The organism is Paraburkholderia sp. SIMBA_054 (assembly GCF_046534875.1).
Taxonomy (GTDB): domain Bacteria; phylum Pseudomonadota; class Gammaproteobacteria; order Burkholderiales; family Burkholderiaceae; genus Paraburkholderia; species Paraburkholderia hospita.
Window position 1 is genome coordinate 119,059 of record NZ_JAWRXV010000005.1, and the last position, 25,808, is coordinate 144,866.

Consider the following 25,808-nt stretch of genomic DNA (forward strand, 5'->3'; position numbering starts at 1 on the left):
CATCAAGTCATACGGGCGGCGCAACGCGAAACAACACAACGACGCGCCCCCGTCGAATCACCAGGCCCCAGAAAGTCTCAAGCCACCGGCAATCCGGTAAAATTCAGGGTTTTACAGCACTGGGCCGCGCAACCGGCCGGCTATGGAGCGGACGGCCAGCACGACCGGCACGCCCCCAGGCCGCACGGCATCCGCGTCCTGCCTGAAAGGCACCCTTCAAGGCACTTCATGCTCACGTTTCAGCAAATCATCCTGACGCTGCAATCCTATTGGGACAAGCAGGGTTGCGCGCTGCTCCAGCCGATCGACATGGAAGTCGGTGCGGGCACTTCCCACGTCCATACGTTCCTGCGCGCGATCGGCCCCGAGCCGTGGCGGGCAGCGTATGTCCAGCCGTCGCGCCGTCCGAAGGACGGCCGCTATGGTGAGAACCCCAACCGTCTGCAGCACTACTACCAGTATCAGGTCGTGCTGAAGCCCGCGCCGGAAAACATCCTCGACCTGTACCTCGGCTCGCTCGAAGCGCTCGGCTTCGACCTGAAGCAGAACGACGTGCGCTTCGTCGAGGACGACTGGGAAAACCCGACGCTCGGCGCGTGGGGCCTCGGCTGGGAAGTGTGGCTCAACGGCATGGAAGTGACGCAGTTCACGTACTTCCAGCAGGTCGGCGGCCTCGACTGCAAGCCGGTGCTCGGCGAAATCACGTACGGTCTCGAGCGTCTCGCGATGTATCTGCAGAAGGTCGAGAACGTCTATGACCTCATCTGGACCGAGTGGGAAGAACAAGGCCCGAACGGTCCGGAAATGCGCCGCCTCACGTATGGCGACGTGTATCACCAGAACGAAGTCGAACAGTCGACGTACAACTTCGAGCACGCCAACACCGATCTGCTGTTCACGTTCTTCAACAGCTACGAAGCCGAAGCGAAGCGGATGATCGAAGTGCCGCTCGCGCTGCCCGCTTACGAACTCGTGCTGAAGGCCGCTCACACCTTCAATCTGCTCGACGCGCGCGGCGCGATCTCCGTGACGGAACGCGCGGCGTATATCGGCCGCATTCGTGCGCTGTCGCGCCTCGTCGCGCAGGCTTACTACGACTCGCGCGAAAAGCTCGGCTTCCCGATGCTCGGCAATCCCGTGCATGGCGTACCCGGCCTCACCACCGACGAACAGGACGCCGCGATGCCCACGTGGGCGCCGCCGCTCAAAGTCGAACGCAAGATCGACCAGGACTGACGAGACCAAGAAGACATGACGCAATCCCATCAAGCCACCCTGCTCGTCGAACTGCTGACCGAGGAACTGCCGCCCAAAGCACTCGCGCGCCTGGGCGATGCGTTCGCGGAAGGCATCGCGCAACGTCTCGCCGCGCGTGATCTGATCGAAGGCGAACTGTCGTTCGAGCGTTACGCCACGCCGCGCCGCCTCGCCGTCACCATCAAGAACGTTCGTAGCGTCGCGCCGGAAAAACACGTACGCGAAAAAGTGCTGCCCGTGTCCGTCGCGCTCGATGCGAACGGCCAGCCCACGCCGCCGCTCGCGAAGAAGCTCGCGGCGCTCGGCTTCCCCGATTTCTCGGTGAACGATCTCGAACGCGCGAACGACGGCAAGGCTGACGCATTCTTCCTGCGCTATGCAGCGCCCGGCGCGACGCTCGCCGAAGGCCTGCAGACGGCGCTCGACGAGACGCTCGCCAAGCTGCCCATTCCGAAGGTCATGACGTATCAGCGCCCGGACGGCTCGAACGTGCAGTTCGTGCGCCCCGTGCATCGTCTGACGGTGCTGCATGACAAAGAGGTCGTGCCCGTCACCGCGTTCGGCATCGATGCCGACGACACCACGCTCGGTCATCGCTTCCTGTCCGAAGGTTTCGTGCAGATCCAGCATGCCGATCACTACGCCGAGACGCTGATGCATCGCGGCCACGTCGTGCCGAATTTCTCGGACCGCAAGGAAACCATCCGCACGCATCTGCTCGCGCAGGCAAACGGCGATCAGGTCGTGATGCCCGAGTCGCTGCTCGACGAAGTGACGTCGCTGGTCGAATGGCCCGTCGTCTACGCATGCACGTTCGAGGACGAGTTCCTGCAAGTACCGCAGGAATGCCTGATCCTCACGATGCAGACCAACCAGAAATACTTCGCGCTCACCGACGCGAACGGCAAGCTGCGCTCGCGCTTTCTGATCGTGTCGAACATCGAGACGAAGACACCTGTCGAGATCGTCGAAGGCAATGAGCGCGTGGTGCGCCCGCGCCTCGCCGACGCGAAGTTCTTCTTCGAGCACGACAAGAAAAAGCCGCTCGCGGACCGCGTGCCGCAACTCGCGAACGTCGTCTATCACAACAAGCTCGGTTCGGCGCTGCAACGTGTCGAACGCGTCGAAGCGCTGGCAGGCGCGATCGCGCAGATGATCGGCGCGGACGTCGCGCTCGCGAAGCGCGGCGCGCATCTCGCGAAGGCCGACTTGCTTACCGACATGGTCGGCGAATTCCCCGAGCTGCAAGGCACGATGGGCACGTACTACGCGCGCCACGACGGCGAGCCGGAAGAAGTCGCGCTCGCGTGCTCGGAACACTATCAGCCGCGCTTCTCCGGCGACGCGTTGCCGTCGACGGTGACGGGCACGATCGTCGCGCTCGCGGACAAGCTCGAAACGCTGGTCGGTATCTGGGGCATCGGCCTGCAACCGACGGGCGAAAAAGATCCGTTCGCGCTGCGCCGTCACGCGCTCGGCGTGCTGCGTATCCTCGTCGAAAAGCAGTTGCCGATCGACCTCGTCGAACTGCTGCGCGTCACCTATGCGCAATTCGCGAACGTGCCGAACGTCGCCGATTCGACGCAAGCTATTTACGAGTTCTGCATCGACCGTCTGCGCGGCCAGTTGCGCGAACGCGGCTACTCGGCAGGCGAAGTGGATGCCGTGCTCGCGCTCAACCCGACGCGTTTCGACGACATCGTCGCGCGCCTGGATGCCGTACGTGAGTTTGCGACGCTCGTAGAAGCGGCGTCGCTCGCGGCGGCAAACAAGCGCATCTCGAACATCCTGAAGAAGTCGGAAGGCGCGAACGCGAACGGCGTGCAGATCGCGCTGCTCGTCGAAGCAGCCGAAAAAGCGCTGCATGCGCAGCTCGAACAGGTCGCGCCGCGCGTGCAGTCGCAACTGGCCGCGCGCCAGTACACGGGCGCGCTGTCGGCGCTCGCGGCGCTACGCGAACCCGTCGACACGTTCTTCAACGACGTGATGGTCAACGCCGAAGACCCGGCGCTGCGCGCAAACCGCCTTGCGCTGCTCGGCGCGCTCCATCAACAGATGAACTGCGTCGCGGACATTTCGCGTCTGGCAGCCTGAGCGACGCATCATGGCGACTGCAAAGAAACTGGTAGTGCTCGACCGGGACGGCGTGATCAACGCCGACTCGGACGCGTTCATCAAAACACCCGACGAGTGGGTCGCGTTGCCCGGCAGCCTCGAAGCAATCGCGCGGCTCAATCAGGCCGGCTATCGCGTGGCGATTGCGACGAATCAGTCGGGTATCGGCCGCGGCCTGTTCGACATGGACGCGCTCAACGCGATGCATCTGAAGATGCATCGCGCGGCGGCTGCCGTCGGCGGGCGCATCGACGCCGTGTTCTTCTGCCCGCACACGGCCGACGACCACTGCGAATGCCGCAAGCCGAAGCCCGGCATGCTGAAGATGATCGCGGAGCGCTTCGAGATCGAACCGGAAGAGACGCCTTGCGTCGGCGATTCGTTGCGCGATCTGCAGGCAGGCGCCGCGCTCGGTTTCGTCCCGCACCTCGTGCTGACGGGTAAGGGCAAGAAGACGCTCGAAGCAGGCGGCCTTCCCGAAGGTACGGTCGTGCATAACGACCTGCGCGCGTTCGCACTCGACTTCCTCGCCGAAGAACAAGAATGATGCGTGCCTAGCACGCCCTCACCTCACTGACCACGCCGATGCGCTTCATCCGCTCGCTGTTGCTGCTGATATTTTTTGCGGTCTTCACGATTCCCTACGCGACCGCGTGCTTCATCGCGTTTCCGTTCATGCGCGCCGATAACCGCTACTGGATGGCTGTCGGCTGGTGCCGCACGACGCTCGCTGTCGTGCGCTGGCTGAACAACATCCGCTACGAAATACGCGGCATGGAAAACCTGCCGAACGGTCCCACCGTGTTGCTGTCGAAACATCAATCCGCGTGGGAGACGCTCGCGTTTCCCGCGTTGATGCCGCGACCGCTCTGCTACGTGTTCAAGCGCGAGTTGTTGTATGTACCATTCTTCGGCTGGGCGCTCGGCATGCTGAAGATGATTCAGATCGACCGCAAGGAAGGCAAGAATGCGTTTGCATCGGTGACGCGGCAGGGCGCGCGACGCATGTCCGAAGGCGCGTGGGTCATCATGTTCCCGGAAGGCACGCGCACGCCGACGGGCAGGCAGGGCAAGTACAAGACGGGTGGCGCGCGCTTCGCGGTTGCGACGGGCGCGGCCGTCGTCCCCATCGCGCATAACGCAGGGCGCGTGTGGCCGCGCAACTCGTTTATGAAATATCCGGGTATAGTCACAGTGTCGATCGGCAAACCGATCGACACCACCGGGCTCACGCCCGACGAAGTGAACACGCGCGTTGAAACGTGGATCGAGGCCGAGATGCGTCGTATCGATCCGGCCGCTTATGGCGACGAGCAAAGCACGCCCGCCGCCGCCCGTATCTGACGCGCCACGCTGCAATGCGCACATGCGCGCGTTGCAGCGTATCAGCGCGAAGTGAGTCCGATGCAGAAGTCTTCCAAGCCGCAGCCTGCTGCGGCGCTCGATAGCCGGCAACTCGATCTGCCGCTCTTCGACGAGCCGGGCAAATCTGCCGCGCCGCCGCAACCCAAGTCCGCTGCTCCCCTCGCTCCCGATGGTTCGAAACTGCGCAGCGTCACGCTTGGTGCGCGCACGTTGCATTACGGGCTGAAGCGTTCGTCGCGGCGCTCGATCGGGTTTGCGATCGACAGCACGGGGCTGACTATCACCGCGCCGCGGTGGGTCACGCTCGCTGATATCGAAACGGCGATCGCCGAAAAGCAGCGCTGGATTTTCACCAAACTCACTGAGTGGCAGACGCGCACCGAGCAGCGCGTGATGCCGCGCGTCGACTGGAAAGATGGCGCTGAGTTGCCCTATCTTGGGCGGACTGTGCGTGTGACGCTTGCGGCTGCGAATGGTCAGCTTGTGTACGATGCGGCGGGGAATATGCTCGCGTTGCCGCTGCCGGCGCAGGCTGATCCGCAGCAGATCAAGGATCGCGTGCAGGGGTGGCTGCAGAACGAGGCGAAGCGGATTTTCGGTGAACGTCTTGTCGTGTATGCCGAGAAGCTCGGGGTTTCGTATCGGGCTTATGGGCTTTCTTCCGCCGCGACGCGGTGGGGTAGTTGTTCTAGCGATGGAAAGATTCGCCTTAACTGGCGGTTGATTCACTTTCCTTTGTCCGTTATTGACTACGTCGTCGCGCATGAACTCGCGCATTTGCGCGAGATGAACCATAGTCCTAAGTTCTGGCAGACGGTTGAGTCGATTTTTCCCGAGTTTCGGGAGGCTAGGCAGACGTTGAAGCATCATCCGCCGGAGTTGTTGCCGACTCTGTGATTTGGGGTTTGTCTGCGACGCTGGTGTGGTTTGCTTGCCTTTGTGCTGGCATCCGGAGGGCGGTGTTTGCTGCGCCAGCTTTCTGGTTTGCATGTGGTTTCGCTGGCATCCGCGCTTTGTTAGCCTGCTTCACGCGTTGCCCCTGTGCGGGGCGGCACCTACTTTTCTTTGCCGCCGCAAAGAAAAGTAGGCAAAAGAAAGCGGCTAACACCGCCAGTTCTTGTTACTGCCTGAGGGGCGCCACAGGGTCTTACGCTTCATACGGCAATCACGTGACTCATGTTCGCTGCCAACGCTTCGAATGAGCGCCTCACCCGCTTCACGCACCCGCACTACTGCACGCCGAGCCAGATCGTCCACTGCCGCCCAGGTGGCAAACTGTGTGTAGGCCCAAGTGCTCCCCACGCCTCACTTCGGACCGAATGCGCACGCGTCCCACCCTGTAAGAGCGCTACCCTGTACGACGCGACAACCTGCACACAGTTTGCCACCTGGGCGGACGAAACCATTCGCTGCCGCTAGCTCATGTACGGGCGTTTGAAGTGGGTGAGGCGCTCATTCAGCGCGTTGGCAACGCCCGCAAACAAGAACGCTCCCGTGTGAGGCGTGGGGACGTTGGGGGCCCGTGGATAAGAAAAAGAATTGGCGGTGTTAGCCGCTTTCTTTTGCCTACTTTTCTTTGCGGCGGCAAAGAAAAGTAGGTGCCGCCCCGCACAGGGGCGACGCTTGAACCACGAAGGCAAATCGCGGATGCCAGCACAAAGGCAAGCAAACCACACCAGCGTCGCAGACAACAAAAAAACCCTTAACCCTTCCGCTGAATAAACTCGATCTTGTACCCGTCAGGGTCAGTGACAAACGCGATAACAGTCGTACCGTGCTTCATGGTCCCTGCCTCCCGCACAACCGTCCCGCCCTGTTCCTTGATCTTGGCGCATGCGGCATACGCGTCATCAACCTCAACCGCCAGGTGCCCAAACGCATCACCCAAATCGTACGACTCGGTATCCCAATTGTGAGTCAACTCGATAACCGTGCCATCTTTCTCATCTTCATACCCAACAAACGCAAGCGTAAACTTGCCCTCAGGATAATCATTGCGACGCAGCACTTTCATCCCGAGCAACTCGGTATAGAACTTGATCGAGCGGTCGAGATTGCCGACTCGAAGCATGGTGTGAAGAAGGCGCATTGTGCACTCCAGTATTGTGTAGGGATGTAGAGGGCGTAAATGTACAGAAAAACAGAAAACGCCGCGCTCGCCAAACCCAAGCTCGCGGCGTCCACACGCCCCATAAGCAAAACTTTAGAACAGATGCCGCAACCCTGTCATCAGCCCAATCTGCGTACCCTTCTGCGCAAGCCCAACACCATTCACACCCTGCAATTGCGCGCCAATCAGATCCCCGCGATACAGCGAGTAATCACCTTCCACATAGACATCCGTGCGCTTGGACAAACTGTAGTCAGCAACGATCTGATACTGCCACGCAGAGCCATCCTGCGCCGACGTCTTGCCGTCCTGCAATGTCCGCCACACATTCGCTGCGAAATGCCACGCAGCGCCCACCTGCTGGGTGATACCGCCCATTATCATCCGACGCCGTGAAAAGTCCGTGTACTTGAGCGCCGCAAGCACAGGCGCCGTAAACGGACCGTTCGCGAAATTCGAAAAGCCCGCGTCGTTCTGATTGACGATATAGCCGAGCGCGAAGCGCGTCTGGTTCCACGTGTACGACGCACCAAACGTCCACGCTTTCGCCGCGCTGCCATTGACGGAATCGCGCGACTCCTCATACGCGCCGCCCAGATTCACAGGCCCGCCACTAGGCGCATAAGCAAGGGCCGCCCCGTACTGCGAACCATACGACTGGTGCCCCGCGACCCCACCGAACGCATACCCGACCGACAACAACACGTCATGCGCGCGCGCCTGATACTGCACCTGATTGCTCGTCCAGATGCCGCCCGACATCGTCACTTCGGGCTGGAAGCTGAAGTCGTAAGGAATCCACGGGTTGCTGCCATAGCCACCAATCGTGATGCCTTCGATCAGCACGTTCGGCATCCGCCCAAAGATCAGCTTGCCGTACGACGACGACTGCACGCCGACCTGCGCCTCATTGAAAAACGGCAGCGTCGGATCGCTCTGACCGCTGTTGATGTAGATACGGTTTTCGAGCTTGAAGAAGGTCGACCAGCCACCGCCCAGGTCCTCGACGCCGCGCAAGCCCCAGCGGCTCTCCGACATGCCGCCATTGCCGAGGCCGACGCTCGAGTCACCGTTCTTGTTCACGTGCGTCATATAGCGGACGCTTTCGTCGACAATGCCGTATAAGGTGACGCTCGATTGCGCGTGTGCCGTCGCGCACGTCAACGCGGGCGAAAGCGCCGCCCACGCGCAGAACCTCAGTCTCTTGCTCCCCTTCGTCATACCGTCTCCTGATCCATCCTGCATGCGTAAGTGCGTGGGAATGTCTTAAAGCGGCGCGGCGTCGCTGACGCGCAAATAGGCGAACGCAAGCAAGCGTAAGATTAATCTGTATGAAGAGTCGGGAAGATAAAAGAAAGCCCGCGTGTTGCGGGCTGTCTACAGTGGCCTTTGCAGATACAACGAGTCGTAATTGTGACTTGACTCGCTGCGTTTCCGGCTACTTCGGCGAAGCCGCCGATACGGCCTGCGCGACGGATACATACTCTGCGACGGGCACGTCCTCCGCGCGGCGTTGCAGATCGAAGCCGAGCGCTTCGAAATCGACGGTATCGCGATATGCGGACAGCGTATTGCGCAACATCTTGCGACGCTGCGAGAACGCCGCCGTGACGAGTTCACCGAGCGTCTTTTGATCGACGGAAGGCAGTTCGTGCGGCGCGTACGGAATCATGCGGACGATCGCGGAATCGACTTTCGGCGGCGGCTGGAACGATTCGGGCGGCACGTCGAGCAGCTTGTCGATCACATAGCGGTACTGCAACATCACCGACAGTCGGCTGAACGCCTTGGTGCCCGGCTCCGCGACCATCCGCTCGACCACTTCGTTCTGCAGCATGAAATGCTGATCGATCACGCGCTCTGCGAAGGTGACGAGATGAAACAGCAGCGGGCTCGAAATGTTGTACGGCAGATTGCCAACAATTCGCAGCGTGGGCTTCTCGCCAGCTGCCGCGAGCGCGCCGAAGTCGAACGCGAGCGCGTCGCCTTCATGCAATTCGAGTAGCTCGCCGAACTTCTTCTTCAGACGCCCGATCAGGTCGCGGTCCAGTTCGACGGCGTGCAGCGGCGCTTCGGGCGTCGCGAGACGCCCGATCAGCGGCTCCGTCAGCGCGCCCAGCCCCGGTCCGATTTCGACCATGCGCTCGCCGCGTTGCGGACGGATCACGTCGACAATCGAATCGATGATGCCCAGGTCGACCAGAAAATTCTGTCCGAAGCGCTTGCGCGCGAAATGGCCCTGGTGCTGTTTGCTTGAACTGTTGGACATCGATAGAAGCTACAAAAAAATCATGCGGCGCGACGGTTGCGCGCCATGGAAACTGCGGTGTCGATTGCGGCGATCAGGCTGCCCGCATCGGCGCGGCCCGTGCCGGCGAGATCGAGCGCCGTGCCGTGATCGACAGACGTGCGAATGATCGGCAAGCCCAACGTTACGTTGATGCCTTCGCCGAACGTCGCGTATTTCAGAACGGGCAGGCCCTGATCGTGAAACATCGCCAGCACGCAATCGGCTTCGTTCAGATAACGCGGCTGGAACAGCGTGTCAGCAGGATACGGGCCGCGCGCGTCGATGCCCAGCCCGTTCGCCTGTTGCAGCGCCGGCGAGATCACGTCGATTTCCTCGCGGCCGAGATAGCCGTTTTCACCCGCATGCGGATTCAGGCCAGTGACGAGAATACGCGGCGCGGGCAGGCCGAAATGGTGCCGCAGGTCATGGTCGATGATGCGCAGCGTGGCGACGAGGCCCTCGACCGTCAACGCTGCCGACACGTCCTTCAGCGGCAGATGCGTTGTGGCGAGCGCGACGCGCAGCGGCCTTGCGCCCGTGCCCGCCAGCATCATCACGACGCGCGGCGTGTTGGTGCGCTCCGCCAGATATTCCGTATGACCGGTGAACGGCACGCCGGCATCGTTGATCGTGCTCTTTTGCAGCGGCGCGGTGACGATAGCGTCGAACGTGCCCGCGAGCGCGCCATCGATCGCGGCATCGAGCAGGCCCAGCACGTACGGCCCGTTCTTTGCGTCGAGCTTGCCGGCCTGCGCGGGCACGGCGAGCGCGTGATGTTGCGTGTCGATGCGGCGGCCCTGTTGCACCGCCCAGTCGATCCCGACAGCCTTCGCACGGTCGGTCATCAGGCCGCTGTCGCCGAGCACCGTGAAGTGCGCGTCGGGCCAGTGCGCGCCCGCCGCGGCGAGCGCCTGTGCCGTCAGTTCAGGACCGACGCCAGCCGGCTCGCCCGTGGTGATCGCGATGTTCAGCGGTGCGTTCGAGGGCTGGGCAGCGGTCATGACGATTCCAGAGTTATTGCGCGGATGTACCAGTGGTCGGGTTCGCCTTGTAATCGACATACGCGGTGTCGCGCAGTTCACGCAGCCAGTCGGCGTAGGCCTGTTCCGCCTTGCGCTGGCCGATGGCCTGGCGCGCGAGGTCCATCTGCTGCGAGACCGATCCCTCTGCTTCGCGGCGGCCGAGCACCTGAATCAGGTGATAGCCGTATTCGCTTCGCACGGGCTGGCTGATCTGGTTGTCCTGCAGCGCGTTCATCGCGCGTTCGAACTCGGGCACCGTTTCGCCTGGGCTGATCCAGCCGAGATCGCCGCCTTGCGACGCCGAGCCGTCCTGCGAATAGGTGCGCGCAAACTTGTCGAAATCGCCCTGGCCCGTTTCGATCTCCTGGCGGATTTCGAGCAGCTTCTGGCGCGCCTGCGGCTCCGACATGCCGTCGCCAACGCGCAGCAGGATGTGGCGCACGTGCGTCTGCGTGAGCTTGGTCGAATCGGCGGAAGCCGCGCCTTGGCCTGAACGGCGATCGACGAGACGCACGATCTCGAAGCCGTCGTTGGTGCGGATCACGGACGGATTGACCTGGCCCGGACGCAGCGTCGAAGCTGCCGTCACGAATTCAGCCGGCAGTTTGGACGGTGACTGAAAGCCAAGGTCGCCACCCTTCGATGCATCCGCCGCCTGCGAATTGGCCTTCGCGAGCTTCTCGAAGTTGTCGCCCTTCAATGCTTCCTGCAGCAGCCCATTCGCCTTCGTCTGCGCCGCTTCGATATCCGTCTGCGACGCGTTGAGCGGCGCCTTCACGAGGATATGCTCCAGGTGCAGATCGCTGGTGAGGCCGGCCGTCGGCCCACGCTGGCTCGCGATGTAGTTCGCCACTTCCGCGTCCGACACGGTGACCTTGCTGTCCACTTCCTTCTCGCGCAGACGCGACAGGATCAGCTCGGTCTTTGCGTCGCCCATGAAAGTCGACCAGGGCACGCCTTGCGCCTCGATACGCGCGCGATACATTTCGAGCGGCATGTTGTTGGCCTGCGCGAGACGTTCGAGCGTGCGTTGCACCTGCGCGTCGTCGACGTTGATGCCGTCTTCTCGCGCCCTCTGCAACTGGATGCGCTCCAGCACCATCTGGTTGAGCACCTGCTGGCGCAACTGATCCGCAGGCGGAATCGGCGCGTGCTGCTGGGTCAGCCGCTTCGTGATCAGGCTGACGCGCATGTCCAGCTCGCGCTGCGTGATGACGCCGTTGTTGACGACAGCCGCGATCGTATCGACCGTTTGAGCATTGTTGTTGCCGCCCAGCGCCTGCGCATGCGCAGGCGCTGCCAGCAGAATGGAAGCGGCCGCAGCGAAGCCGGTCGCGAACGTTGCCAGGCGAAGCTTTTTCATGATTGCCACAGATACTCCAGTGATGTCGGGCACGCTCGGCCCGTCTTGTCTGTTCTGCGAACGACGCGGCATCGATCTGTCACTCGCGACTCGCTCATAGGTGACCCCGTCATTCGCGACCCCGTCATTCGTAGTTGTTGAACTGCGATTCGGGCGGCGGCGGCGGCGGTGGCGGCTGATAGCCCGCCACGCTTGCGCGGAACGCGGACATCAGCCCGTTGTCGACGCTCGACAGCCCCTTGAACGTCAGCTGTGCGAGCACCCGCGTGCCGGACGTCTGGCTGCCCGTCGTGTTCACCCCGTTTGCGTAGCGCTGAAAACCCACGCCGAGCGTCCAGCAATCCGCGTCGTATTGCACGCCGAGAAGCGCGTCGACGGCGCGGTGTCCTTTCAGGTCGTAGTTGATTCGTCCTACGCCGAACACACGGTGCATCAGCGGCCATTGGCCCGAGATCAGCAGCTGGTTGATCGGCTGGTTGTCCAGCGTCGTGTTGGCGCGCGTGTAACGGTAGCCCACGTTGATGACCTTGCCTGCTGCCGGGCTGTACCCGAAGCCGACGCTGGTCTTGACCAGCTGGTTGTTGTCCGCATTATATTGGAACGCCGTTTCCGAGGCGAAACCCGCCCCGAGCTTCAGCGACGCGCCGAGAATCAGGTCCGAATGCGTCGCCTGTTCCGAAGACTGCGGCGTCTGGTTCAGCGTGACGCGCTGATCGCGGAAATAGTACTGCTGCGCGATCACGAAGCGCGCTCGCTCGTCGCCCGTCGCCGGGTTCAGGAACCGCGTGGTGAGGGCGGCCGTCACACGGTTCGCATCGGCGATACGGTCGTTACCGACGAACGTATTCGGCGTGAAGATTTCCGCGAGGCCGAAGTCCGACTCAGCGGTATCGAACAGCGGCGCGAAGTTCTGGTTGCGATACGGCGTGTAGACGTAGTACAGACGCGGTTCGAGCGTCTGGATGAAATCCTGCCCGAACAGGCGCACCGAGCGGTCGAAGATCAGGCCGGTGTCGAACGAGAAGGTCGGTATCGACTCCGTGAAGTTCTTCGGCTGGTTCGCGGGCGAGCCCGTGCCGATGTTGCTCAGGTCATACGACGCGAAGTGCCATTGCACCTTCGGCGTGACGAAGTAACCCGGACCGATGACGGAGTACGACAGGTACGGATTGAAGACGACGCGATCGCCTTCCGTCGCGTCCGCCGTCGTGATGCGAAAGCGCGTGTAGTCCGCTTCCGCGCCGAAGTCGAAGCCACCGACGTTGTACTTCGCGTACTTCACGTTCAACTGCGGCTCGCGGCCGTAAGGCGCGGTGGACGGCGAAAGCGTCTGCCAGTGCTGCTCGCGCGCGAGCACGGACCACGGCCCGTTGTTGTACGTGAGACCCGCTTCCTGCTGGTACAGCAGCTGCGTGCCGTTCAGGAACTGGTTCGTCGACGACGACAGGTCTTCCGGATAGGTGTTGTCCGAGACCTTGTTGTAGTAGATGTACCCGCCGAATCCCGAACCGAAATTCTGGTTGTGCTGGATATACAGCGCATACCGGTTCGTGTGGGTAATCTTGTCGTCGGGCAGATACTCACCCGTGATCGAGCCGCTATAGGTCGGCGACAGATAGCGGAAGTTCGCCTGCAACTGCACGCCGCGCTTCGACAGGATGCGCGGCGTCACCGTCAGGTCGCGGTTTGGCGCAATGTTGAAGTAGTACGGCAGCGCCAGCTCGAAACCATTGGTCGAACTGAGCGACGCCGTCGGCGGCAACAGGCCGCTGCGCCGCGCGCCCGACAGCGGGAACGACAGCCACGGGCTCGCGAACACGGGGACGCCCTGGAAGAACAGCACGCCGTTGTGCGCGACGCCGTCGTCGGCGCCCGTGTCGAAATCGAACTCACTGCCCTTGATGTACCATGCCGGATCTTCCGCGCACTGGCACGCCGTGTAGGTGCCGCGCGTGAACACCGAGCGCTCGTTGTCCAGCAGATCGACGCGCTCGGCACTGCCCGAACCGCCCGTCACCGTGAAGTGATATTTGGGCGTGGTCATGAAGCCTTCGCTCGACTCGATCTTCATGTGCGCTTCCGGGCCCGAGAACGTGGCGCCGTTGCCCGACAGATGGACATTGCCGTAAGCATCGGCCATGTCCGTATCCTGATCGTAATGAAGCGCGTCGGCTTTCAGCGCCGAGTTGGTGCGGCGGACTTCCGCGGCACCCTTGGCCGCGATGTCCTGGTCAGCCGTGCCCGTCGTCGAGTCGCCCAGCACGAAGGTGGCGGGGCTCTGGCCATTAGGTGTCGAATGTTCTTCGAGTTGCGGAGCCAGCCGCAGGCCCCACGGCGCGTCTATCGGCTGCGCCTGCGCCGCCTCTCCCGCCAGCTGCGCATGCGAGAGCGCGGGCAGCAGACCCGGAACGGCGACCAGCGCCGCTGCGAGCCGCCTTCTGCGCGGCAGGGCGTCAGAGGAGGAAGTGGTTCGGAAAAGCTGTCTAGGCGGCATGTATCGTTTGGCGTATCGGCCCTGCTGTCAGTTCATTTGCCCGGTCATCAGTCACGAGTTGCCGCCTGTGCAATCGGGCATCGAATGCACAACTATTGACGATTCATGCAGCGGTAAGGCGGGCGATCCAACGAGATGCGCGAGAACTGACGCGAGTCGCGTCAAAAAAGTCGTGGGGTATTATATGGCAAGACGTTGCCCACCCCGATTTTGTCCCCGGCTTTTCATGACGCTTCCCCTCGTATCTTCCCTTACATCCGCTTCTTCGACGGCGGACGCCCGGCTCGAGCTTCTTGGCGCCTGGCTGCAAACCCACGCCGGTCGCTACAGCCTTGACCTCGCCACGCTGAAGCCCGCTTCCGCCGATGCAAGCTTTCGCCGCTACTTCCGCCTCGCGGGCAGCGGCGCCGAGCTTGTTGCCGGCGGCGCGACGGTGATCGCCGTCGACGCGCCGCCGCCCGAAAAATGCCGTGAATTCGTGCAGGTGGCGGGTTTGCTGGCCGACGCGGGCGTGCACGTGCCGCGCGTGCTGGAAGTGGATCTCGACGCGGGCTTCATGCTCGTCACCGATCTCGGCACGCAGTCGTATCTGTCGACGCTGCAACAGAGCAGTCCCGCCGAAGCCAAAACACTGATGCGCGATGCGCTTGATGCGCTGATCCGCTGGCAGCTAGCCTCGCGCGAAGACGTACTGCCGGCCTTCGACGAAGCCTTCCTGCGCCGCGAGATGGAGCTGATGCCGGAATGGTTCATCGGCCGGCATCTCGGGCAGGAAGTGGATAAGAACACGCGCGGCGTGCTCGATCGCACCTTCGCGCTGCTGGTCGCGAGCGCGCGGGCGCAGCCGCAGGTTTTCATGCTGCGCGATTTCATGCCGCGCAATCTGATGATCGCCAGCCCGAATCCCGGCGTGCTCGACTTTCAGGACGCGGTGTACGGCCCGATCACATATGACGTTGCGTCGCTGCTGCGCGATGCGTTCATCGGTTGGGACGAAGAGTTCGAGCTGGACTGCTTCGTGTACTACTGGGAGCGCGCGAAAAAGGCAGGGTTGCCCGTCGATGCCGACTTCGGCGAGTTCTATCGACAGGTCGAATGGATGGGCCTGCAGCGGCATATCAAGGTGCTCGGCCTGTTCTGCCGGATCAACTATCGCGATAGCAAGCCGCATTACATGGCGGATCTGCCGCGTTTCATCGGCTATGCGCGCAAGGTATGCGAGCGTTACCGGCCGCTCGTGCCGTTCGCCAGGCTGCTCGATGACCTCGAAGGCCGCGCCGTCGACGTCGGCTATACGTTCTGACGGGTGAAGAACTTGAACAAAGCGATGATCTTCGCCGCCGGGCGCGGCGACCGGATGCGGCCGCTGACGGACACGTGTCCGAAGCCGCTGTTGAAGGTGGGCGGCAAGGCGCTGATTGAATGGCAGATCGAGCGGCTGGCAGACGCGGGGTTTACGACGATTGTCGTTAATCATGCCTGGCTCGGCGCGCAGATTGAGGATGCGTTGGGCGATGGTTCGCGGTTTGGTGTCGAGTTGCGTTATTCCGCCGAGCATGAAGCGCTTGAAACGGCGGGTGGGATTGCCAAGGCGTTGCCGCTGCTGGAGGACTCAGGCACGCCTGAGGTGTTCGTGGCTGTTGCTGGTGATGTGTACGCGGATTTTGATTATTCGACGCTGCTCGCGGCGGGTGCCCGTCTTGCTGCTGCGGATTTGCCGGGGATGCATCTCGTGATGGTGCCGAATCCTTCGTTTCATCCTGAGGGGGATTTTGTCCTCGGCGGCGATGGGCTGTTGGCGCTTGAGGGCTCGCCACGGTATACGTTCGGTAGCATCGGGCTCTATGACACCCGGATGTTTCGCGATCTCCCGGTTGGGACGCGGCGCGCGCTTACGCCGTTTTATCGCGAGACTATTGCGCAGGGGCGCGCTACTGGGGCGCTGTATGACGGGTTGTGGGAGAACGTTGGGACTCCGGCGCAACTTGAGGCGCTTGATGAATTGTTGAAGGTGTAGGTTTTTTTGTCTGCGACGCTGAGTGGTTGTTTTTGCTTTTGCGCTGGCATTCGCGATGTGGTGTTTGCTGCGCAAGCGGTTTGGTTTGCTTGTGGTTTTGCTGGCATCCGCGTTTTGCCTTCGCGCTTCATGCGTCGCCCCTGTGCGGGGCGGCACCTACTTTTCTTTGCCGCCGCAAAGAAAAGTAGGCAAAAGAAAGCGGCTAACACCGCCAACACTTGACTTTCACCCACGGGCCCCCAGCGTCCCCACGCTTCACACGGCAGCTTTTCTGTTCGTGCTTGTTGCCAACGCTTTGAATGAATGCCTCACCCGCTTCGAATGCTTCTGCACGGGCCAGCGGCAGCGAACGGTATGTGCCGCCCAGGTGGCAAACCGTGTGCAGGTTGTCGCGTCGTACACGTTAGCGCTCTTACAGGGTGGGGCGCATGCGCAATCGGTTCGAAGTGAGGCGTGCGAAGCACAGGAAGCCGACACACAGTTTGCCACCTGGGCGGCGGTGGACTGTCTGGCCCGGCATACTGGATTGTGGGTGCGTGAAGCGGGTGAGGCGCTGATTCAGAGCGCTGGCAACGAGCGTGGGTCACGTGATTGCCGTGTGAAGTGTAACACCCTGTGGGGGCCCTCAGGCAGGACCAAGAATTAGCGGTGTTAGCCGCTTTCTTTTGCCTACTTTTCTTTGCGGCGGCAAAGAAAAGTAGGTGCCGCCCCGCACAGGGGCGACGCTTGAAGCACGCTAACGCAATCGCGGATGCCAGCGAAAAAACAAGCAAACCACCCAGCGTCGCAGACAAAAAAACTCACGCCCCATCTCCAGGCAAATCCAAAACCTCTTCCGCGTGCGCAGCACGCTCCTGCTGCAAGGCCCACATCTGCGCAAACAACCCACCAACGAGAAGCAGTTCCCCAAAAGTCCCGCGCTCGACGATGCGCCCCTTATCCATCACGATAATCTGCTCCGCATGCACAACCGTCGACAACCGATGCGCAATAATCAAAGTCGTCCGCTCGCGAGCAATCAAATCCAACTCGTGCTGGATAGCACGCTCTGACCGTGAGTCAAGCGCCGAAGTTGCTTCATCAAACAGCAGCACGGGCGGATTCTTCAACACGGTCCGCGCAATCGCAACACGCTGCTTCTCACCACCAGAAAGCTTCAACCCACGCTCGCCAACAGGCGTGTCATACCCTTTGGGCAAACTCTCGATGAACTCATGAATATGCGCCGCGCGCGCCGCCGCGATCACTTCGTCGCGCGTCGCCGAAGGCCGGCCATACGCGATGTTGTAATAGATCGTGTCGTTGAACAACACAGTATCCTGCGGCACGATGCCGATCGACGCCCGCAGCGAATCCTGCGTTACATCGCGAATATCCTGCCCATCGATGCGAATCGCACCGCCCGTCGCGCGATCCAGATCATAGAAGCGAAACAGCAGCCGCGCGAGCGTAGATTTGCCCGAGCCGCTATGGCCAACCACAGCCGTGGTCGTGCCCGCTGCAATCGTGAAACTCACGTCATGCAGGATCGGACGTGCAGGCTCGTAGGCAAAGTTCACATGCTCGAAGCTCACCTGCGCGCCGCTCACGACGAGCGGCAACGCATCGGGTGCATCGGGCACTTCGCGCGCCGCGCCAAGCAGCGTGAACATGCGGTCCATATCGGTAAGGCTCTGCTTCAGTTCCCGATACACAACACCAAGAAAATTCAGCGGAATATACAACTGCAACATGAACGTGTTGATTAGCACGAGATCGCCAAGCGTGAGCCGCCCCGCCATCACACCCTGCGTCGCACGCCACAGGATAAATACGAGCCCCGTACCGATGATCGCCTGCTGCCCGAAGTTCAGCGCCGACAGCGAGTTCTGCGACTTGATCGCCGCCGCACGATAGCGCTTCAGGTTCTCGTCGTAACGCTGCGCTTCCCATTCCTCGTTGTTGAAGTACTTGACCGTTTCGTAGTTCAGCAGCGAATCGATGGCGCGCGAGTTCGCCTTCGAATCGAGCTCGTTCATCGTCCGGCGAAAATGCGTGCGCCACTCGGTCACCTTCACCGTGAACGTGATGTACGCGGCCAGCGCGATGAACGTGACGATCGCGTAGTACGCCTCGTATTTGACGACGAAGAAGCCGAGCACGAGACCGACTTCGACGAGCGTCGGCAGAATGCTGTAAAGCGAATACGAGATCAGTTGCGTGATGCCGCGCGTGCCGCGTTCGATATCGCGCGACATGCCGCCCGTCTGCCGCTCGAGATGAAAACGCAGCGACAGCGCATGCAGATGTCGGAACACTTTCAGCGCCAGTTGCCGCACCGCGCTTTCCGTCACCTTCGAAAAGAGAATTTCGCGCAGCTCGGTGAAAAGCGACGTCGACAGACGCACGACGGCATACGCGACCACCATCAGCCCCACGCCGCCCAGCAGCACAATGGCCGGCGCGTTCGTCGCGCGGCCGAGCGCCGTCAGGTGCTGCACGGAAGCCAGACTGTCGACGATGCGCTTCATCACGATCGGCACGCCCAGATTGGCAACCTTCGCGCCGATCAGGCAGCTGAGCGCGAACACGACGCGCCACTTGTAGGTCGCGAGGTACGGCAGCAGCGAGACGATAGTTTGCCAGTCGTTGCGCGGCAGATTCGAAATCGGCGACGGTTCGGACGAAGCGGAAGAGCGACGCATAGTTATGTTGTGGGGAAAGCCTGCACGCTTGACGCGTGACTCGTGGGGAATGTGACGGGCAAGTGCGTTCGACGAACAAAACGGCATCCCGAACGCGACACACCAGCAATAAGTGCCAACGTGCGCTTTCCCGTACAATTCCTGATCTAGCAACATTGTCGCAGAAGCCGGCTGGCGCCGCTTTCGCCGCGCTGACACTGGTCTTCCCGGTCATGCCGTCGTCGCGAGCGCCATCCCTGCCGACCCAACTGAATTCATGGATGCCCCGATGACCCAGACTCTCAACCTCCCGCAGAAACCGTGCGCGCTGCGCGTCGTCCCGCAACCGTCGGATGCGAACGTCCATGGCGATGTGTTCGGCGGCTGGATCATGGCGCAAGTCGATATCGCCGGCTCGATTCCCGCAAGCCGCCGCGCGAATGGCCGCGTTGCGACCATCGCCGTCAATTCGTTCGTGTTCAAGCAGCCGGTGTTCGTCGGCGATCTGCTGAGCTTTTACGCGGATATCGTGAAGACGGGCAACACGTCGGTCACGGTCGCCGTCGAGGTCTACGCGCAGCGCATGAGCCTCTCGGAAGAAACAGTGAAGGTGACGGAAGCGACCCTCACCTATGTCGCGACGGACAGCGACCGCCGCCCGCGCGCGCTGCCGGAACTGGACTGAGTTGCCGGACTGATTCCGGCAGGCCGCGCCCACGTAGCGCGCGGCCTTGAATGCTCCCCTGAAAGCCTGACGATCAGGCGTTCGCCGCGATCATCGCCGCGTTCTCGGCGCCCCGCTGCAGCATGCCGGGAATCGCATCGTGGGGCAGCGGCTTCGCGAAGAAATAGCCCTGCATCTCATCGCACGCGCGCTCCTTGAGGAAGTCGAGCTGCGTCGACGTCTCCACGCCTTCCGCAATCACCTGCAGATTCAGCGAGTGCGCGAGCGCGATGATCGCCGACGTGATCGTCTCGTCGTCCGACGATTCGCCGATATCCGACACGAACGACCTGTCGATCTTCAGCCGGTCCACCGGGAAGCGCTTCAGATAGCTGAGGCTCGAATACCCCGTGCCGAAGTCGTCGATCGCAAGACCGATGCCGAGCGCGTGCAGTTCGTTGAGCATCGACACGGCCTCTTCCGCGTTGCGCATGATGGTGCTCTCGGTCAACTCAAGCTCCAGATACTGCGGATCGAGGCCCGTTTCCTCCAGTACCTGCATCACGAGCTTCGCGATATCGCGCTGCTGGAACTGCCGCGCCGACAGATTCACCGACACGCGCGCGGGCGGCAAGCCTTCGTCCTGCCACGCCTTGTTCTGACGGCACGCTTCGCGCAGCACCCATTCCGACAGCGGCCCGATCAGTCCGCTTTCCTCGGCGACGGGAATGAACTGCGACGGCGGAATCAGGCCGACTTCCGGGTCGCTCCAGCGCACCAGCGCTTCCATGCCGACCACCTGCCCCGTTTCGATATCGACCTGCGGCTGGTAATGCAGCAGAAACTCGTTGTCGCGCAGCGCGCGGCGCAGACGCCGCTCCAGGTTCAGCCGCGCGCCCGCCGACACGTTCATCTCCGGCTGATAGAACTGGAACGTGTTGCGGCCCATGTCCTTCGCCCGGTACATAGCGAGATCGGCCTTCTTCATCAGCGTCTCTGCGTCGTCGCCGTCCTGCGGGAACAGACTCGCGCCCATGCTGCAGCCGACATACAGCTCCGTGCCGTCGAGCCACACCGGCTCCGAGATCGACGCCCGCACGCGCTCCATCCACGCGATCAGCGACTGCTCGTCGACGGTATCCGTCATCACGATCACGAACTCGTCGCCGCCGTGACGCGCGACCGTGTCGCTGGCCCGCGCGCAACGCGCGAGACGGTCCGCCACCACCGACAGCAGCCGGTCGCCGACGCTATGCCCCAAGCTGTCGTTGACATTCTTGAAGCCGTCGAGATCGATGAACACGACAGCCACGCCCTTGTGATGCCGCTGCGCGACGATCAGCGCATGCTGCAGCCGGTCGCGCAGCAGATTGCGGTTCGGCAGGCGCGTGAGGCTGTCGTAGTTCGCCTGATATTCGAGCTGTTCCTGATAGCGGATCAACGCCGTCACGTCGTTGATGACGGCGATGTGGTGCGTGGTCTGGCCGTCGGCGTCGGGCACGGGCGCGATATACAGCTGATTCCAGAACAGCGCGCCGTCCTTGCGATAGTTGCGCAGCACCGCGCTCACTTCGCGATTCGCCGACAACGCCTGCCGGATCGCGGCAATGCCTTCCTGATCGCGGTCGTCACGCTGCAGCAGGCGGCAGTCCTGGCCGATCACTTCCTGCGGATCGTAGCCCGTGATGCGCTTGAACGCCGGGTTCACGTACTCGATCAGATTGCCTTCCTTCGAAGGTGCGGTGATCAGAATGGCGTTGACGCTCGCATCGAGCGCGCGGCTTTGCAGGCGCAGCGCGAGGTCTGCGCGCTTGCGCTCGGTGATATCGGTGTACGAACCGAGCACGCCGATCACGCGGCCGTCGCTGTCGGTGAACGGCAGCTTGCTGGTCACCGTCGTGCGATGCACGCCGTCGATCACCATATCGGTTTCGTAGTTCATCTTCGGAACGCCGGAGGCCATCACCTCGGTATCCTGGCGGCTAAGCTCGTCGGCGAATGCGCGCCACGGCATGTCCTCGTCGCGCTTGCCGATCACCTGCTCCGGGTAGGCGAGGCCCGCGTCGCGCGCGAACGCCATGTTGCAGCCGAGATAGCGCAACTCCTTGTCCTTCCAGAAAATGCGCTGCGGGATGTTGTCGATCACCGTTTCCAGCATCTGGTTCGAACGCTGCGCTTCGGCTTCGGCGTTGATCTGCTCGGTGACGTCGTCGGCGAGCACGAACAGTGCGGGCCGGCCCATGAAAGTCATCGCGTGATACGAGATGTCGGCGCTGATCTGCGAGCCGTCCTTGCGCCGGTGATGCCAGATGCCCGCCATCGTGCGCGGGCCGCCCGGCGCCACGTCGCTGCGCTGCAAGTGCGATTCGAGCCGCGCGACCTCTGCGTGCGGGCGGATCGCGCGCACGGTCATCGCCAGAAATTCGCTCTCCGAGTAGCCGTATTGCTGCTCGGCCGCCGTGTTGACGGCGAGAAAGCGCAGCGTGTCGCGGTCGAAGATGTACATCGGCACGGGATGCTGCTCGAACAGCCCGCGAAAACGCTCGTCGTGCCGATGCAGCGCTTTCGCGATGCGCAGCTTTTCGCGCGCGACATTTTCCCGCGCGCCGAACGTGTAGATCAGCAGCCCGCTGCCCGCGAGCATCGTCACGATCAGGAACAGCATCGCGTAGCGAGAATCGCGCATCGATGCGTCGAGTGCCGCCTTCAGCGACAGGTCTTCCTGCACGCGCAACTGGTCCATCCGCGCTTCGAGCCCGTCGACTTCCATCCCAAGACGCGTATAAGTCTGCGCAGCCCATGCGCGTGAGCCGTCCTGCTCCGGCGCGGTGGTTTTGGCGAGCGCAAGCGCGATGTCCTGCTGAAGCCGCGTGCCGTCGGACGTGAGCTGCGCGAGCGCGCCAGCGACGTTTGGCTGGTTCGCCAGTTGCTCGCGCAGCGCCCTGTCGATCTTCGCAAGCGACGCGGACATCCCTGCCGCCGCCTCGGCGGGCGCCGGCGTGGCCGATGCCTCGTAACGGCCGAGCACGCCGAGGCCGTCTTCGAGCGTCGCGCGATAGGCTTCCAGATTCTGGCGGATAGCCGTCGAGCGGACCGTGCGCGCATCGGCGTCGCGCTGTCCGCAAATCTGCGTGTACGCGACGAAGGCGTTCGCGCCGACCGCCGCGGCGACGACCGCCAGATTGATCAGCAGCCGCTTCGATAGAAAAGAGATCATAGGTTCCGAACGTCGTTCGATCCTGCAGGCGGGGGCGCGCGGGAAGCCAGTCAGATGCGCAATCACATGCGGCGCGCACGGACGACGCGGACGAACGAGCGCAGCCGGGCGCAGCGCTTTACGCGCCAACCTTTGGATAACGGCAGCGATCGGAAGAGATTGAGGGCAAAAACGAAAAAATCTTGCGCCAGATTCAGCTGGCGAGGCCAAATTCCTTCATTGCCGGCAGGAAATCATGGTTGCTCGCCGTCTTGCGCGACAGTTTGGCGAGCACGTAGCGCTGAAACGGCTCGAGCCGCGCCCACTGCGTGGCGCTCGGCGCCATCAGACTGGCGAGCTGGGCCTGATTCAGAACGGTATCCGGCACGACTGCAGTGTCGCGCCATGCCGGGTTATCCTCGGGCGTGAACCATTCGGGCTCGATATTCGCGTGCGTGCGCATCATCTCGAAGAGGGCGTGATCGAAGTTCGGCTCGATCGCAGTGTCGTCTTCGACGGGAAAGCGCGCCAGCAGCACGCGGTCTTCGTGCGGCAGCATCTGCCATTGTTCGAGCGAGATCCGCAGCCCGAAACGGTCGAGATTGAATCGGACGACCATCGGTATGAATTTCAGATTCTCCGAAGATTCAACCTCGAAGTTGAACAGCAGGGGCGCATCATTGAGTCCCATGACAGATTCCTCTTGTTCGGCGGGCAACGCGCTATGCCGGTCTGAGGTATTTTAGAACCATATTGGCGGCGCGGCGGCCCTAAGCCGGGTCGCAGCATTCGTGCAGGAGTCAGCAGGTGAACGAACTGGAAACGGGCGAACAACCGGGCATCGTTGAGCAGGCGGTGCGCCGGCACCGCGGCGGCGCGGTCGAGAGCGTCGCCGATCATGTCGGCCAGGAGTGGCCCGTCGCGCTCGTCTTCAACGGCATTTCGCACGCGGTGATGATGTGCACGCCGCGCGACCTCGAAGAATTCGCGGTGGGTTTCGCGATTTCGGAAGGGATTGTCGAGCGCGGCGCGCACATTCAGGACATCGAGGTCGAGTTCCGCGACGGCAAATTGCCGCATGCGGAAGTGCAATTGACCGTCGTGCAGCAGGCGTTCGTCGCGCTGAAGGAGAAGCGCCGCGCGCTGTCGGGCCGCACGGGTTGCGGCGTGTGCGGAATCGAGAGCATTGATCTGCTCGATCTGGCGCCGGAACGCGTGCCCGACACGGGCTTTTTGCAGCGCCTGGCGCCCGATGCAATCGCTCGCGCCGCGAAGGAACTGCCCGCGCACCAGGCGCTCACGAAGATGACGGGCGGCCTGCACGCCGCCGCGTGGTGCGACGCGACGGGCGCGATCCACTATGCGTTCGAGGACGTGGGGCGTCACAACGCGCTCGACAAGCTGATCGGGCGGCTGTCGCTGGATCGCGTCGATACGAAGGAAGGCTTCGTCTTTCTGTCGAGCCGCGCGAGCTACGAACTGGTGCGCAAGGCGGCGCGCGTCGACATTCCGATGGTCGCGACGATTTCGGCGCCGTCGTCGCTGGCGATTACGATTGCACGCGAAGCGGGCGTGCGGCTGGTGAGCTTCTGTCGCGAAGCGGGCTACGTCGATTACGACACTGTCTGACGCGGCCGCCTCGTTTCCCGTTTAGCTGAACTGGCGGAAGTCTGGTTTGCGCTTCTCGAAGAACGCCTTGAACGCTTCCTTTGCTTCGGGTGCGAGCAGCATCTTGGCGAAGTGCACGGCTTCGTCGGTCATTTGGGTCTGGATTTCGTGCTGCGCGGCGCGTTTCATTAGTTGCTTGGTCACGCGGAGCGACGATGCGGGCAAGGCGGCCAGTTTTTGCGCCTGCTGCAGCGCGAACGCGTCCACTTCTGCCGCAGGCAGGATCCGGTTCACGAAGCCCATGCGTTGCGCTTCTTTGGCGTCGAACGGTTCGCCGAGCATCAGCTTTTCCGCTGCCCCTTGATAGCCAGCGACGCGCTGCAGCAGCAGCGACGATGCGGCTTCCGGGCACAGGCCCAGTTGTGCGAACGGCAGTGAGAAGGTTGCTGTGTCGGCGGCGTAGACCAGGTCGCAGTGCAGCAGCAGCGTTGTGCCGATTCCTACGGCTGCGCCGGCCACTGATGCCACTAGTGGTTTTTCCGCTGAGCTGATTGCGCGCAGGAACTGGAAGACCGGTGCGTCGTCGCTGACGGGTGGTTGCTTCATGAAGTCTTCCAGGTCGTTGCCGGCGCTGAAGATTCCCGCGCTTCCGCGGATGAGCACCGCGCGGGTGGCCGGGTCTTGTTGCGCTTCGACCAGCGCGTCGGCCATCGTTTGGTACATCGCTGCCGTGATCGCGTTTTTCTTTTCTGGGCGGGCGAAGGCGATTGTTAGCACGTCGTGCGTGCGGGTGATTTCGATGTCCATTTGTCACTCCTCCATGTTTTTGCGCTTCTGCGGTTGGCATTTGCGATGCCGTTCGCCTTTTCGCCTGGCGTCCGGGTTAAGGGGTTTGCTGCGCACGCTGGTGTGGTTTGCTTGAGGTTGCGCTGGCATCCGCGCTTTGCCTTCGTGCTTCAAGCGTCGCCCCTGTGCGGGGCGGCACCTACTTTTCTTTGCCGCCGCAAAGAAAAGTAGGCAAAAGAAAGCGGCTAACACCGCCAGTTCTTCTTCCTGCCTGAGGGCCCCCAACCGGTCCCTCACTTCACACGGCAACTTTCCTGTTCGCGTTCGTTGCCAACGCTCCAATCCAACGCATCACCCGCCTCACACACCCGCGTCGCAGCGTGCCGTACCAGATATTCCACGGCCGCCCAGGTGGCAAACTGTGTGTAGGCCCCAGGTGCTCCGCACGCCTCACTCCGGACCGACAGGGCAAGCGTCCCACCCTGTAAGAGCGCCGATTTATACGCCGCGACAACCTACACACAGTTTGCCACCTGGGCGGCGCAAACCATTCGCCGCCGCTAGCCCATGTACCGGCGTTTGAAGTGGGTGAGGCGTTCATTCGAAGCGTTGGCAACGCACGCAAACAAGGACACTGCCGTGTGAAGGTCGGGGACGTTGGGGGCCCGTGGATAGCAACACTGGCTGGCGGTGTTAGCCGCTTTCTTTTGCCTACTTTTCTTTGCGGCGGCAAAGAAAAGTAGGTGCCGCCCCGCACAGGGGCGACGCCTGAAGCACGAACGCAATGCGCGGATGCCAGCGCAAACACCCAAAAACCAAACAGCTTTGCGCAGCGAACACCGTATCGCCGATGCCAGC

General features: G+C 62.3%; 19 protein-coding genes. 9 read left to right on the forward strand and 10 right to left on the reverse strand.

The features are described from left to right. The first annotated feature begins 228 nt into the window (after positions 1–228). From glyQ to SB822_RS07950, 5 genes are read left to right on the forward strand one after another with little or no spacing between them, the layout of a single operon-like run. Positions 229–1,236, forward strand: coding sequence for a glycine--tRNA ligase subunit alpha (glyQ, locus tag SB822_RS07930; RefSeq protein WP_007746531.1), 1,008 nt, complete (start codon positions 229–231; stop codon positions 1,234–1,236). Positions 1,237–1,251: 15 nt separating this feature from the next. Continuing rightward, complete coding sequence (gene glyS / locus SB822_RS07935) at positions 1,252–3,351, forward strand: glycine--tRNA ligase subunit beta (RefSeq protein WP_090835958.1); 2,100 nt, start codon at positions 1,252–1,254, stop codon at positions 3,349–3,351. Between the two features lie 10 nt (positions 3,352–3,361). Then, positions 3,362–3,919, forward strand: a complete 558-nt coding sequence (gene gmhB / locus SB822_RS07940) for a D-glycero-beta-D-manno-heptose 1,7-bisphosphate 7-phosphatase (protein WP_007746533.1) — start codon at positions 3,362–3,364, stop codon at positions 3,917–3,919. Between the two features lie 38 nt (positions 3,920–3,957). Further along, positions 3,958–4,716 (forward strand): lysophospholipid acyltransferase family protein, encoded by a 759-nt coding sequence (locus SB822_RS07945; protein WP_007746534.1) that lies wholly within the window; start codon positions 3,958–3,960, stop codon positions 4,714–4,716. Between the two features lie 60 nt (positions 4,717–4,776). Further along, positions 4,777–5,634 carry a M48 family metallopeptidase gene (locus SB822_RS07950; protein ID WP_007746535.1) on the forward strand — a complete coding sequence of 286 codons (858 nt, stop codon included), beginning with the start codon at positions 4,777–4,779 and terminating at the stop codon, positions 5,632–5,634. A gap of 805 nt (positions 5,635–6,439) precedes the next feature. On the opposite strand, the gene gloA is transcribed toward SB822_RS07950, so the two are convergent. The 6 genes from gloA to SB822_RS07980 all read right to left on the reverse strand — a co-directional run bounded on the left by gloA (position 6,440) and on the right by SB822_RS07980 (position 14,016). After that, on the reverse strand, positions 6,440–6,826 hold the full coding sequence (gloA, locus tag SB822_RS07955) for a lactoylglutathione lyase (RefSeq protein WP_090835957.1): 387 nt from the start codon (positions 6,824–6,826) through the stop codon (positions 6,440–6,442). 114 nt (positions 6,827–6,940) lie between these two features. Beyond that, positions 6,941–8,068, reverse strand: a complete 1,128-nt coding sequence (locus SB822_RS07960; protein ID WP_090835956.1) for a porin — start codon at positions 8,066–8,068, stop codon at positions 6,941–6,943. 217 nt (positions 8,069–8,285) lie between these two features. Then, positions 8,286–9,116, reverse strand: a complete 831-nt coding sequence (gene rsmA / locus SB822_RS07965; RefSeq protein WP_090835955.1) for a 16S rRNA (adenine(1518)-N(6)/adenine(1519)-N(6))-dimethyltransferase RsmA — start codon at positions 9,114–9,116, stop codon at positions 8,286–8,288. Between the two features lie 20 nt (positions 9,117–9,136). Further along, a complete protein-coding gene (pdxA, locus tag SB822_RS07970; protein WP_007582674.1) occupies positions 9,137–10,138 on the reverse strand; it encodes a 4-hydroxythreonine-4-phosphate dehydrogenase PdxA in 1,002 nt (333 codons plus the stop codon). Positions 10,139–10,151: 13 nt separating this feature from the next. Beyond that, positions 10,152–11,531 carry a peptidylprolyl isomerase gene (locus SB822_RS07975; RefSeq protein ID WP_007745139.1) on the reverse strand — a complete coding sequence of 460 codons (1,380 nt, stop codon included), beginning with the start codon at positions 11,529–11,531 and terminating at the stop codon, positions 10,152–10,154. Between the two features lie 115 nt (positions 11,532–11,646). Next, on the reverse strand, positions 11,647–14,016 hold the full coding sequence (locus SB822_RS07980) for an LPS-assembly protein LptD (RefSeq protein ID WP_086915859.1): 2,370 nt from the start codon (positions 14,014–14,016) through the stop codon (positions 11,647–11,649). A gap of 226 nt (positions 14,017–14,242) precedes the next feature. Here SB822_RS07980 and SB822_RS07985 point away from each other — a divergent pair, with 226 nt between their 5' ends. Together SB822_RS07985 and murU are read left to right on the forward strand one after the other, a co-directional pair. Next, positions 14,243–15,319, forward strand: a complete 1,077-nt coding sequence (locus tag SB822_RS07985; RefSeq protein WP_086915858.1) for an aminoglycoside phosphotransferase family protein — start codon at positions 14,243–14,245, stop codon at positions 15,317–15,319. Between the two features lie 24 nt (positions 15,320–15,343). Continuing rightward, on the forward strand, positions 15,344–16,033 hold the full coding sequence (murU, locus tag SB822_RS07990) for an N-acetylmuramate alpha-1-phosphate uridylyltransferase MurU (RefSeq protein WP_090835998.1): 690 nt from the start codon (positions 15,344–15,346) through the stop codon (positions 16,031–16,033). Between the two features lie 800 nt (positions 16,034–16,833). On the opposite strand, the gene SB822_RS07995 is transcribed toward murU, so the two are convergent. Next, positions 16,834–18,717, reverse strand: a complete 1,884-nt coding sequence (locus SB822_RS07995) for an ABCB family ABC transporter ATP-binding protein/permease (RefSeq protein ID WP_090835954.1) — start codon at positions 18,715–18,717, stop codon at positions 16,834–16,836. A 268-nt stretch (positions 18,718–18,985) separates the two neighbouring features. Between SB822_RS07995 and SB822_RS08000 the strand changes: the two genes are divergently transcribed. Next, positions 18,986–19,381: an acyl-CoA thioesterase gene (locus tag SB822_RS08000; RefSeq protein ID WP_007579793.1), complete on the forward strand. Its 396-nt coding sequence runs from the start codon at positions 18,986–18,988 to the stop codon at positions 19,379–19,381. 73 nt (positions 19,382–19,454) lie between these two features. Here the strand turns inward: SB822_RS08000 and SB822_RS08005 are convergent, their stop codons facing one another. Next, positions 19,455–22,577, reverse strand: coding sequence for an EAL domain-containing protein (locus SB822_RS08005; protein ID WP_090835953.1), 3,123 nt, complete (start codon positions 22,575–22,577; stop codon positions 19,455–19,457). A 193-nt stretch (positions 22,578–22,770) separates the two neighbouring features. Next, positions 22,771–23,247: a nitrate reductase associated protein gene (locus tag SB822_RS08010; protein ID WP_007579789.1), complete on the reverse strand. Its 477-nt coding sequence runs from the start codon at positions 23,245–23,247 to the stop codon at positions 22,771–22,773. Positions 23,248–23,363: 116 nt separating this feature from the next. Between SB822_RS08010 and fdhD the strand changes: the two genes are divergently transcribed. Continuing rightward, on the forward strand, positions 23,364–24,185 hold the full coding sequence (fdhD, locus tag SB822_RS08015) for a formate dehydrogenase accessory sulfurtransferase FdhD (protein ID WP_007745223.1): 822 nt from the start codon (positions 23,364–23,366) through the stop codon (positions 24,183–24,185). 21 nt (positions 24,186–24,206) lie between these two features. Here the strand turns inward: fdhD and SB822_RS08020 are convergent, their stop codons facing one another. Next, positions 24,207–24,971 (reverse strand): enoyl-CoA hydratase, encoded by a 765-nt coding sequence (locus tag SB822_RS08020; protein WP_007579785.1) that lies wholly within the window; start codon positions 24,969–24,971, stop codon positions 24,207–24,209. Positions 24,972–25,808 lie beyond the last annotated feature (837 nt).